This is a genomic window from Clostridium paridis (assembly GCF_016765615.1).
Taxonomy (GTDB): Bacteria; Bacillota; Clostridia; order Clostridiales; family Clostridiaceae; genus Clostridium_T; species Clostridium_T paridis.
Genome location: NZ_JAESWA010000029.1, coordinates 158,448 through 171,836, shown reverse-complemented (window position 1 = coordinate 171,836; position 13,389 = coordinate 158,448). Strand labels below are relative to the sequence as shown.

At 28.4% G+C, this 13,389-nt stretch carries 9 protein-coding genes; 1 reads left to right on the top strand and 8 read right to left on the bottom strand.

The window, feature by feature from the left end; genetic code table 11:
* Positions 1-108 precede the first annotated feature (108 nt).
* Positions 109-1,209, top strand: a complete 1,101-nt coding sequence (locus JK634_RS20075) for an endospore germination permease (protein ID WP_202769542.1) — start codon at positions 109-111, stop codon at positions 1,207-1,209.
* A gap of 39 nt (positions 1,210-1,248) precedes the next feature.
* Here JK634_RS20075 and JK634_RS20070 read toward each other — a convergent pair whose 3' ends face one another.
* From JK634_RS20070 to JK634_RS20035, 8 genes are all read right to left on the bottom strand, one after another.
* Positions 1,249-2,424: an HD-GYP domain-containing protein gene (locus tag JK634_RS20070; RefSeq protein WP_243425662.1), complete on the bottom strand. Its 1,176-nt coding sequence runs from the start codon at positions 2,422-2,424 to the stop codon at positions 1,249-1,251.
* A 110-nt stretch (positions 2,425-2,534) separates the two neighbouring features.
* Entirely contained in the window at positions 2,535-4,250 is a 1,716-nt protein-coding gene (locus JK634_RS20065; RefSeq protein ID WP_202769541.1) for a methyl-accepting chemotaxis protein, read from the bottom strand.
* 167 nt (positions 4,251-4,417) lie between these two features.
* Positions 4,418-6,448, bottom strand: coding sequence for a hypothetical protein (locus JK634_RS20060; RefSeq protein WP_202769540.1), 2,031 nt, complete (start codon positions 6,446-6,448; stop codon positions 4,418-4,420).
* 128 nt (positions 6,449-6,576) lie between these two features.
* Positions 6,577-7,902, bottom strand: coding sequence for a hemolysin family protein (locus JK634_RS20055; RefSeq protein WP_202769539.1), 1,326 nt, complete (start codon positions 7,900-7,902; stop codon positions 6,577-6,579).
* 114 nt (positions 7,903-8,016) lie between these two features.
* Complete coding sequence (locus JK634_RS20050; protein WP_202769538.1) at positions 8,017-9,258, bottom strand: HAMP domain-containing sensor histidine kinase; 1,242 nt, start codon at positions 9,256-9,258, stop codon at positions 8,017-8,019.
* A 27-nt stretch (positions 9,259-9,285) separates the two neighbouring features.
* Positions 9,286-9,978, bottom strand: a complete 693-nt coding sequence (locus tag JK634_RS20045; RefSeq protein WP_202769537.1) for a response regulator transcription factor — start codon at positions 9,976-9,978, stop codon at positions 9,286-9,288.
* Between the two features lie 107 nt (positions 9,979-10,085).
* Complete coding sequence (locus tag JK634_RS20040; protein WP_202769536.1) at positions 10,086-12,572, bottom strand: ABC transporter permease; 2,487 nt, start codon at positions 12,570-12,572, stop codon at positions 10,086-10,088.
* Positions 12,573-12,592: 20 nt separating this feature from the next.
* Entirely contained in the window at positions 12,593-13,279 is a 687-nt protein-coding gene (locus tag JK634_RS20035) for an ABC transporter ATP-binding protein (protein ID WP_202769535.1), read from the bottom strand.
* Between the last annotated feature and the right edge of the window lie 110 nt (positions 13,280-13,389).

The following is a 13,389-nucleotide window of genomic DNA, read 5'->3' as shown; positions in this document are numbered from 1 at the left end:
ATTTCATCACCAAATTTATTTTCTTACTAGTGGTGTAATAATATTCATTATCTTGCAGATAATACTTTTGTAAATATTTCATAAACTACATACTTAAGGAGGCACCATATGGATAAATTCTCTCCTAGACACTTTCTATTTTTGATTCTAGGCGTATCCATAGTTTCATTAAAAACCTATCCATCAACATATGTGAAAAATGGAGCAAGAGATAGCTGGATAGCAATAATAATATCCTCTATAATCATTTTCTTCTACTTTTTATACGTAATAGGAGTTTGGAGAAAAAATAATTCTTATAATATAAAAGAAATATACCAAACTGCGTTAGGTAAATATTTAGGCAATGCTTTTTTTATACTATTCTTACTAACTCTTTTGCTTACTTTGATTGAATGTGCTTCTGTGGAATCTGACTCAATGCATGAAAATATGCTTTTAGAAACCCCAAACTGGTTTCTTATTTTATTTTTTACCATTCCATTACTCTATACTATAAATAAAGATATTGTAGCCATTGTAACAGTTACAATAATAGGTATTGTACTTATATCACTGGCAGGTATTAACCTTGGAATGCTAACATCTAAATATAAACATATATCATACTTATTTCCTATCTTAGAACATGGAATTAATGGAGGTTTTATTATTTGCATTCTAAAAACTTTAGGTCTCTATGGTACTGTTTCCATAGCTTTACCTTACATTTCAAAAATTACTGATTCGAAAAATAAAATTATTAAGTATGTTATTATAGCCCTCCTAATATTAATACAAATGCAAATAATCTCTGTTTCTGGTATCATAATGACCTTTGGTCCTACTAGGGTCATGTCAATGAACTACACTAAACTACTACAAACTCAGCTAATAAGCTACTTTCAATTTTTAGAATTTGGTGAGCTTTATGTTATTTTTCAAATCATTGATGGTTGGTTATTAAAATATATAATTACTTTTTATGCGCTATTATCTATACTAAAGCTATATAATCTCAAAGAAAAACATACTAAATATGCAAGCTATATTCTAACTATCTTTATTATAGCTGGAGCTTACTTTACAACTAAAAATTCTCTTATTTTATTTAAGCTGCTAAACTATTATGAGTATATATGTTTGATTAACTTTGTATTAAATCCTTTCATTACATTCTTTTTGTTTAATTGGAGGATTAAGAAAAATCAACTAATTAGTAAATACTAAAAAAGATGCGCTTATTAATAAACGCATCTTTTTAGATTATCAAGCTTCATTATTTAATTTATGTGTTCCGAAAACTCTTAAGGCTACACCTACTATTTCAGGATTAAATTGCTTTCCTGACTCAATTTTAATTATTTCTAGTGCCTCTTCTGATGTTTTAGCATCACGATAAGATCTTTTTGATGTTATTGCATCATAAGAATCAGCTAACTGAATAATTTGGGCAGGAAATGGAATCTCATCACCCTTTAATCCTTCTGGATATCCATGTCCATCATATCTTTCATGATGATGATATGCATAGTTTACTATTTTACCAAACCCACTAATTTTCTCTAAATCTTTTTTTGTATATAAAGGATGTTCCTTTATGATTTCATATTCTTCTTCAGTAAGCTTTCCCTTTTTTATTAGAATTTCATTAGGTATACCAATCTTGCCTACATCATGTAAAATAGCTGCTGTTCCAATATCTTTTATTAATTCTTCAGATAAATTCAATTCTCTAGCCAGTGCAATACTATAGTCTTTAACACGCTTTGCATGGCCTTCTGTATATATATCTTTAATTTCAATTGCGGATATTAATGCTGTAACTATTTCTTGATTCTTTTTAGTTTCATTCTCTCTATTAATTTTCTCTGCATAAAAGTTCGAAATTAACTGAGCATAAAATTTAAGAATCTTTTTTGACATCTTAGAAAATCCAGTTTTATTAAAATTATCTAGACATATTACTCCTAAATTCATTCCATTTACATGTATTGGTGCATACAAACAAGTAAAATCCGTGTACGTTCCTAATTTTTTAAATATTTCAATAGTCTCTTCACTATACCTACTATCATTTCGCTCAGAAATATGCACTTCATATGCATCTATATCTGAAAAACTTGAACATTCATAATCATTAAAAGCTTCATCAACACTTAACTCCAAACTTTTTATTATACTATAATCATAGCCTTGTAAAAAAATAGGGATATATTTGTCTCCATTCAGTTCATAAAAGGATCCCTTTTCAGCTTCTGGTATAAGCTTAAAGGCTGCGTTAAAAATCTTTTGTAAAAATTCTCTTTTATTTAACTTATGTGAATCAACTAATGAATCAACTATTAATGAAACCTTATTATTAAAAAAGTTTCTTTGCTCACTATTCATGTAAAGTGTTTTATTCATCCTTTTAATAGTGAATTTGTTTTTTCTCTCTAGCATCAGTAGAACCCCCAGTAAAATATCTATTAACAATTATAGCATATAACGTCTAATTGTGATGAAAAAAATGAATATCCTCAAGTACTACTCTTAGATATCCATCTATTAATCTATATTTTGAACTTTTGAACCATATTCTTTAATATTTGTGATTGCTCTGCTTGAGACTGTGTAGACTTTGCAATGCTATTTATTGAATGAGTTATTTCTGCTACACTATTAGATATTTCTTGTGTTCCTGCTGATGATTCCTCAGCAGTTTGAGATACAATCTCTATAGCTTTACTTACTTGCTCTACTACTTCATTCATTTGTTTTGTGGATTGTGATATTTCTACTACCATATCATTAACAAATTCAGCATCTTTCTCGTATTGTATTCCTGTGCTCATCAATAATTCATAAATTGGTTTCACATTATTATCCATATAATTAAGAACATCTTCTCCACTTTCAGATAAATTTCTCACAGCGATTCCTATTTTCTTAATTGTATTTTGGATTTCTGAAACTGTATTTGCTGATTGCTCAGCTAATCTTCTGACTTCATCAGCTACAACTGCGAATCCTTTTCCTTGCTCCCCTGCTCTTGCTGCTTCTATTGCTGCATTGAGAGCTAGTAAATTGGTTTGCTCTGCTATTTCTCCAATTGAATTAGCCATTTCTTTTACATCCTCAACTACCTTAACTTCTTCAATGGCTTTAGTAATATTACTATGATTAATACTATAAATTCTATTTCCATCTTCAATACTTTTAGATGCCTTCTGTTTTATATTAAATGCTCTTTCTTTAATACTATTTACCGATATTTCCGCTTCTTTCGCTCTATTTGCTAGTAAATTGGTTGTTAAGCTTATTTCTTCAGTTGAAGCCCCAACCTCTTCAGCTGTAGCACTCAAGTCTTGAACCCCTTTTGTTATTTCTTCCGTGGATATATTAACAATATCCATTTTTGCTGATACCTCTTCAGTAACAATTGATAATTTCTTACTATTTGAATTAATTTCACTTGAACTATTTATAATTTCTGAAACTAGATTCCTAATATTTAGGGACGCATTATTCAAAGCTTTTGCAACTCCCCCTATTTCATCATTTGTGTCATTTTTTATTTTTCCAGTTAGATTTCCCTCACCTATCAATTTTGCAAATTTTAAAAGTTCCTGCATATTTTTAGATATAAACATAGATATAATAATTCCAATTAAAATTGCAAATATAAGGCCTACTATTGTTATAGCTATCATAACTATTTTAGAAATAGAAAATACTTCATTATTTTGTTTATATGAATTATCAGCTTGTACAGTATTCATTTCTATAATTTTATTAAAATTATCATATAAGCTAACTTTTGCTTCTGTAACCTCAGAATAAGATTTATTTACTTCATCACTATTATTTATAACTGAATATTGCATTACTCTGCTTCCAGAATCTCTAAATTTCTTTAGATTCTCTTTCATTTGACTGAATATATCCGCTTGTTCCTTGGATAATAATTTCTCTTCATAATTTTTAATTAAATCATCATCAGATGCTCTTAACTGATAGATTTCTTTTGTTAATTTTGCTTTTTCATCTGTACTCAAATTTTGATAAGTTAGCTTTAGTAAATCTGAATCTATATCAGCAACATCTTGCTTTATTGTAGTCATTGCTTTTATGGACTCTAAATTATAATCATGCATCTCTACTGCATTTGAATTAATCTTAGACATATCCTGTAGTCCTATAAACCCTACAAGTCCAATGAAAAGAGCTATAAGTATATATGTTGGTATGAGCTTTTGAGATATTCTTAGGTTCTTAAACCAATTCATAATATCTGCCTCCTTAATTAAGCTAATGAAAAAACTTAAATACCTATGTCTTAATAAGACAAATCTATACGTTTTCATGCACAATATAATCTTAGCACAAACGAAAAGCCCCACAAATATGAAAAATTTGATATTTGTAGGACTTTTTTATCTATATACGTAATTATTTAATTTTTAATTGGGAGCAACCCATATTTTTCAATGCTTCCACCATCATTATAACATTTTCCGTCTTTATCAATGTATATATTAGAGTTTTTATTACTAGTGCTTACAAACTTATAATACTTCTTATCCTTATAATTAATTTCCTCCTCTAAATAAGCTGTTCCCATTAGTTCTTCATTTGCTTTATCATTTAGTTTTTTTAATTCATCACTACTTATATCACTGTACTTAGATTGTCCACTATTGTTCGAATTCTGTGAATTTCCACTATTGTTTTTCTCATTCACATTCACTTCTTTTCCTGAAGGTGAATCCTTAAATATCTTTCCTGACTCATCAATATAAATTAATTTACTTGGATTATTTTTATCAGTATATTCAAAATAAACCATACCTTTTTCTGTAATAGCCTGGTTAAAATTTGCTTGAGAATTGAAATATGCATTTGCCATAGGGAGAAATTTCTCCAATTGTTTGTCTGTGAGTTCCATAAATCTTTCATATGTCTCTTTGTCGGATTTTTTTAATATGCTTCCCCCAACATCAATCTTTTCGTCATCTAATTTCTTAACACCAATTGAGTCCAAAGGATCATCTTCACTTATTTGCAATCTTATGCTTTTATTATTTTCTCTGATTAACTTCTTTACATTAAAGAATGTTTTTCCTCTATAGCCTGTTAAATATTCATAACTTTCTAGGGTAAAATGAGCTGCAAAACTAGAATTATTATCTCCGATCCAATACCCTTCTAAATCTGACATATCAAATACATTTGTAAATATTATCTTATCATTTAATAATATCTTACTATATTTTTTTGCGTCTTTTATAACTAATTCTGGCTTTTTCCCGTTCTTTATGAGATATATTTCGTTATCCTCAGTTATATAGCATAAATCACTTCCATTTACCTTGAAGGATTTAACATTATCAGCTATACTTTTTTTCCCAATATATAACTCTCTATTTTTAGATTTTATCATTGCAACTGAATCTAGGTAAACATCATAGCTTCCATATTCATCTATAACATCTCCAAATTCAGTTATTTCTTTATTATTCTTTACTATACTCAACTTTCCATCTACTGACTTAGTAAGTATTGTATTTTTGTCAATTATCTTTAAATATACTATATTATCCATTATCTTAACGGATTCTTTATCATCAAAGCCTTTATAATATAATGCCTTAATATCGTTAATATAATAAACTCCTTTTTTATCATCTGATATACAGTCAAATGTCACTCTATCTGCTAATAATTCTGGTTTTTCATCGTACTTTTTCACATATAGATTTAATCTACTACTTTTTGCATCAATCGTATTATATATAAAATCCTTGTCTTTTATAAATTCCTCTAAGAGTATTAGACTTGGTACATCCTTAAGTACATTTGGTTTTATATCTTTTTCATTTAAGTCCACATAGTAACAGTTACTATTCATGCTATAAATAAAAAAACTGCTTTCATAATTAAACTTACAGAAACCCACTGCTTTCTCTGTTTTAAAAATTTCCTTATTATCTTTTAATACATGAAGTATTCTCTTATCATCATAATAATAAATTAAATCCTTTCCTTGCAAATAAAAAGTTGAAATCTTATCTTCTGCAACTAATGCTGGCTTTTTATCTACTTCTTTCATCATTAACCTTCCATCTTTTGAAAGATAATAAATAGCTCCATCTCTGCTTTCTAAGTAATTAATATCTGCATTTGAATCGATATTTTCTTTTTCACCTTTTTCATCAATTAAATATAATTCTCCATTATAATTAATGCCTATATATTTATTAAGTTTTTCATCATAAACTATTTGAGCACTTCCTTCATCTAGTTTAGTTTCTTTATTTTCTTTATCCAATGTATATATCTCATTATTATTATTATTTTCTTTATATAAGTAGAATTTACTTACAGTCTCCACATTTTTATTCTTATACTTTAAAAAATAAATAAGTGTTAGACATATTGATATGGTTACAATAATAGCAACGCCAATTATTACATTTTTCTTCACATTCTTACCTTCCACTTTAAACAATATCCTCCTTTTTATTCCTAATTTAATTATATATCATTTTATCATTTCCTTTAAACTAAATAAAAAAGATTAAGAAATCTCTTTCTTAACCTTCCTCATTCAATCTACACAGGATTCCCCAAAGAAATCCTTACTTTTTTAATTCTTTTTTCTTTTACTTCCTCTATCTTAAAGATTATATCTTTATGCTCAATAATATCTTGGTCACCCTCATTAGGTATATGTCCAATTATATTAATTAAAAGTCCGCTTAATGTATCATAATCATCTGAATCAGAATCTAATTCTAAATTAAGACTTTCATTAAGTTCATCTACAGGAACTAGTCCATTAACAATATAGGTATTATTATCTATTTTTTTTATATCTGGTTCATCTTCATCATATTCATCATCTATATTTCCCATGACTTCTTCAATCAAATCTTCTATAGTTACTATTCCTGAAAAACCACCATATTCATCTACCAGTATTGCCATATGGGTTTTTGTACTTTGAAGTTCTTTGAATAATTCATCTATATTTTTTCTTTCAAGTACAAAATATGCTGGATGTAGTATCTTTCTTATATCCACATTCTCAAAGCCTACTTTACGTGCTTCAATTATAAAATCTTTCATGTAGAGTATACCTATTATATTGTCACTGTCCCCTTCAAATACTGGAATTCTTGAATACTTCTCATCTAAAAGTTCGTCAAGATATTCAATTAATGGTCTATCTATATTAATTAAGTATACCTCAGTTCTTGGAGTCATAACCTCTTCAGCTAATATATCATCAAACTCAAATATACTATCTATCATTTCTTTTTCAGTTTCATTAATTACTCCATGTTCTTGTCCAACTTCTACTAAGGATTTGATTTCTTCCTTAGAAACCTTCTCCTCTAAGTCATTACTGTTCATTCCAGTAATTCTAAGTAATACATTTGTAGATACTGATAATAACTTTACAAATGGCACTGTTAATTTTGACACAAATAATATTGGTCTAACAGAGAACATTGCAATAGTTTCTGACTTTTTCAAAGCCACCCTCTTTGGATACAATTCTCCAAAAACAAGTGTAATGTATGAAAGTACTATTGTTACAAGTACTAATGCAATTTGTCTACTATAAGGAACATTAATAGCTGTTAAAACATTTCCTAAATCTTCTGAAACACCAGTAGCTGCAGATGCACTTGAGAAAAATCCAGCAAGGGTAATTCCTACTTGTACTGTAGACAAAAATTTTGTAGGCTCCTGCATAAGCCTTTCAAGTAACTGTGCCTTTTTATTTCCTTCTTCTGAAAGAATTTTTATTTTGTTCTTATTTAGTGATACAATAGCCATCTCTGCTGATGAAAAAAATGCATTCAAAAGAGTAAGTATTGCTATTAGTATCAATTGCGAAATTACGTTCGCAGGGTCAGGATCTGATTCCATTATCTTTCCTCCATTTTATAAAAATTTACCATTTTATCATAACATAAAATCGTTACATTTTCAAATTATGATATATTACTCTACTTCATTATTATTCCTAAAAGCTTAAAATTATCAATATTTTAGGAATATTATGGTAAACCTTGTTCCCTTTCCTTTTTGACTCATTACTTCAATATATCCATTATGTGATTCTACTATGGATTTACCTAATGCTAATCCTATTCCAACTGAATCACTATTTCTTGAAGTTTTTCCTTTATAAAATCTTTTGAATATATTAGGTAAATCTTCTTTATCTATCCCTTCTCCATTATCCTCAATAATTACTTTCTTATATATTGGATTTTCAAAAACATCTATACTTATTTCTCCCCCATTATCTGTGTGTTCAATTCCATTTTTGATTATATTTATAAATGCTTCTTGAAGCCATAATCTATCATACTCTAACTTTACCTCTTTATCAGAATTAAAGTGAATCCTAACTTCTCTTTCAAGAGCTTTACTTTGCAATACCTCAATAGCTTCTTCAATTGTCTCATTTAAACTTTGTTCTTCTTTTTCAAGCTCGATTGCCTTAGCATCAAGCTTAGCTAACTTAAGTATACTTTGAATTAACCAATTCATCCTATTTAGTTGATTTTGATTATTTAATAAAAAAGTTCTTCTTTGTTCTATGCTTAATTCTTTATTTAGCATGATATCATTATATACAATCATTGATGATAGAGGTGTTTTTAATTGATGTGATATATCTGAAAGTAAATCCACTAAAAATTGTTTTTCTTTACTTAATTCATTTATATTATTTCTTATAATCTCTCTCATAGAGTTAAATGATACTGCAAGCTTTGATAATTCCCCTTCCTTATGTTCACTTATAGGCAAATAATAGTCTCCTTCTATTACTTTTTTAGCTCCAGTTATTAATGAGCCTATTTTCTTGTAAAATACCTTATATTGAAAAAAGTTAAAGATTAGTAAAACTATACTCATAACTAAAAATTCTATTATTATAAAATTGTTCTCTAAAATATTGTTTTCACTTAAATAAGGAAATAAGTTATTCTCTAGTTCTGTATTTAACCCATATTGATTTAAAAATTCAGCTCCTCTAGATTCATCTTCCTTAGTAATTCCTTTAGTTACTAAAGGTACTAGCTCTTTTTCAAGTTCAGGATTCTTATCTATCGCTTTTTCTGTAACAGCACCTAAGGTTTTTATGTAGCTACTTTTCAATCCATTATAATAAAGCCTCTGTGTTATAACAGTAACTAATAAAAAAATTGATATTATTAGAAAAAGAACTGCGGAGCTTATTTTTATTTCTGGATTAACAAACTCTTTTCTCATACTTTAACTCCTTATTTTAAATCATTATTACTGAGTAACTTCCTTATTCCACATGTATCCTAATCCTCTTTGAGTAATTATATATTCTGGAACTTTAGAATCATCCTCAATTTTTTCTCTTATTCTCTTAATATATACAGATAATGTGTTTTCATCAAAAAAAACATCATCTCCCTCAATAAGTTCCTTTAATATTTCATCCCTCTTTAATATTACTCCTGGCTTATATAGAAATGTTAATAAAAGCTTATATTCTTGTGCCGTTAATGTAATATCTTCTCCTAATTTTTTTACTGAAGCTGTAGAAGTATCTATTTCTAAATCCCCACTTCTCAGCTTATTTCCCGTTGGTAGGTTTTTCGAATTTCTTCTTAATAGCGCTTTTACTCTTGATAAAAGTTCTCTAACTCTAAATGGTTTAGTAATATAATCATCTCCACCAATTTCTAGCCCTAAAACTATATTTACTTCTTCATCTAATGCAGTTAAAAACATTATTGGAACATCGCTTTTCTTTCTAATTTCTCTACATAAATCATATCCATTTCCATCTGGCAAATTGACATCTAAAATAATTAAGTCTATTTCCTCAGCTTGAAAAGACACATTCGCTTGTTTTAATGTACTTGCCCTTAAAACCTCATATCCTTCATCTTTAAGTGTAAATTCTATTCCGATAGCTAAAGATTCATCATCTTCCACTAACAATAATTTACTCAATACCATCACCTCTTAAATTATTTAGCCATAGATTTATTATATAATTTTTCTCTATATAATGGAAATAAAGCTTCCTTACACAATGGTACGGAAGCATTTCATCTCCTTTATTCTTCTCTAATTACTTCAATTAAATTATCCTTCTTAATTCTTGCTAGTGGCGATAATACTGAAAGGTATCCAATTACTACTGCTCCAACTCCAGCTATAACTATCGCTTCCCAAGGAATAGACCAAGGGAATTCTCTTACTCCTCCTAGCCCTTTAAACATTAAATATGATAATCCTGAACCTATAACTGCTCCATATAATGTTCCCCAGAATGCATAAAGCAATCCTTCTAATATTATCATTTTTCTTAATGCTCTTTGAGTTAATCCAATAGATTTTAAGGTTGCAAACTCTCTTTTTCTTAAAATAATATTTGTAGTAAGAGTATTAACTATATTTACACTACTTATTAGTGAAACTACAATAATGAATCCATACACTAATATTTGAAGCATCAGCATTGTTGATTTGTCTCTTCTATTTTGGTCTATATTGTTTATTACATTTAAATTATTATTAACCTTAGTTTTTGCTTGTAAATCTGTAAGTTCAGCATTTTCATCTTTTACATTCTTGAGAGCTATATTTAGTGAATTAATTGTAGCATCACTTCCTGTTAAGGCCTTAGCTACTTCTTTGGTTGTAATAAGCTTAAGCCCAGTTTGACTTCCATAATAGTCAAAAGGTTCATTATTTAATATGGCTAATACTTTAACTTTTTTAACTTGCCCTTTTCCAAATTCAACTGGTTTATCTGAGTCTTGAAGTTGAAGTTCTATTTCATCTCCAACTTTAAGATTTGCTACTGGTCCTTCATATTTCTTCTTAGTTTTTAAATTATCTATTGCATTTTTATTTATTATTACTACACCATTTTCTTTATTAAGTTTATCACTATCAATACTTCCTGAATCTAAATATTTTTTTGCAGTTCCAAAAGAATCTTCATCATATACAGCTATATTTGCTTCTAGGATTGTTTTTTCTGCTCCATTTACAGTAGCACTGCTATATACTCCATTTATATTTTCTACTTCTTTTACCTTTTTATCATTATTAATGGCAGACTCAAATGAATACGTACTGTAGGATTTATAAACTTTATCCACTAAGTTTGAAGTTTTTATACTTTTTGCTAATTCATCAAACTCTGAAGTATTTTTCTTTCCATCGCCGCCATCACTATATACTGTAAAATGAATATCTCTTGATTCATTTGGAGAATTAGTAACATTTATAAGCATATCGACTAATGACTTAAAGGATACAAAAAGCACAACACTTATTAGAACAGAGAAAACAGTTATTCTATATCTCTTTCTATTTCTTTTTATGTTCTTAGATGCCATAGATCCTTCAAATCCAAAAAGCATTTTTATAATTCTATTATTACTTCTTTTAATTTTTCCTTTTGCTATTGATGTTCTACTGCTTATAGCTTCTAGTGGTGATATCCTTCCTGCAAAAACTGCTGGAATTAATGCTGATAAATATATAGATATTATTCCTACCACTGTACTCAATCCCATTACAAATGGATCAATAACTAAGTTAAGCGGCATTACAGAGTCCCCTCCAATTATATTAAACACCCACTTTATAACTGCCATTGCTATACATCCACATAATAATCCAAGAGGTACACCTATAATTGCCAGCATAGTAGCTTCCCTGAAAACAATATTTCTTACTTGCCTTGGTGTAGTTCCAACAGCTCTTAATAATCCAAATTCTTTTATTCTTTCTACAACACTAATTTGAAATGAATTATATATAACAGCTATTGTTGAAACTACTACAATACCAATTATTACTGAAAGTGTTGCAAATAGCCCTTTTGACCCTGAATCTTGACCACCTGCCCCTTCTATCATTAATACAGGAGTATTTTCAACATAGTTTTCTTTTGTTGTCAGTTTTTCTAGTTCATCCAATCCCTTTCTTATTTTAGTTTTAGAAGAAATTTCAACTAATAATACAGAACCGTTTTTAGAAATATTATTGTCTTTCGTTAATAATATTGGTTTATTATCAAGCTGACTTTTTATGCTATTTTCTAATATTCCAGTAAGAGTAAATTCCTTATTATTAATATTTATTTTGTCTCCAACTTTAGTTGTTTCTGAAAAATATTTAAGAGACCATTGCTCTAGTGCAATTTCATTATCCTTTACAGGCATATTTCCTTCTTTAATCTTATAAGGAGTAAGTTCTAATGCATCGTCTGTAGCTGTTATTTCATTAGCCGTCAAACGATCATTTACCTTTATATCCTTATCCAACTTAAAGTAACCATACCTATAAACATTAGGATTATTTATTACCTTAGAAAATAATTCTTCGTCAGTATTCTTAAACATAAGGTGAAATGAACCATAATCGTTTTTGGTCTGCTCTAATTGTGCAGATTGTAGCCCTTTCACAAATAGACCTATTGATGATATTAAAGCTACTGATAATACTATTCCTATTATAGTTAAAACTGTTCTTTTTTTATTTGACTTAAGATACCTTCCGGTAATCTGTTTATAACTAGTTATCATTATTTTTTCACCTCTGTCCCCTAATTACTCTTTAAATGCTCATCGGAAATTATTTCACCATCTTGTATTGTTATAACTCTATCAGCCATAGAGGCAATATTTACATCATGAGTAATAAGTATTAATGTTTGATTGTATTTTCTTGCAGTAAATTTTAAAAGTTCAATAACCTCTTTTGAATTCTTACTATCTAAATTTCCTGTTGGTTCATCTGCAAGTACAATGGAAGGCTTATTAAGTAATGCTCTTCCTATAGATACTCTTTGTTGTTGTCCACCTGAAAGCTCAGAAGGCAGATGTCTTATTCTTTCTTTTAATCCTAGTAACTCAACTATCTCATCTAAATATTTCTTATCAACCTTATCATTATCTAAAAGAGCTGGAAGTGATATATTCTCTTCCACATCAAGCACTGGTATTAGATTAAAGAATTGAAATATAAATCCTATTTTTCTTCTTCTAAATATTGCAAGGTTTTCTTCCTTGTAATCATATATACTCTCTCCATCAATAACAACTTTTCCACTAGTAGGTTTATCAAGCCCTCCTAATAGGTGAAGTAGTGTACTTTTTCCTGAACCTGATGCTCCAACTATTGCTACAAATTCGCCTTTATTTATAGAAAGATTAACATTTCTTAAAGCTTCTACTTTGTTTTCACCTTTACCATAAGTCTTATTTAAATTTTCAATTTTTACAACTTCCATTTTTATCTCTCCTTATATTCATCACTTTATGTTTTTATTATAGCTTGCATTAATATCCTACTCTATGTCTATTAGCTTACATAAAAAAGAGCTCTCTTACAGTTTAGTAA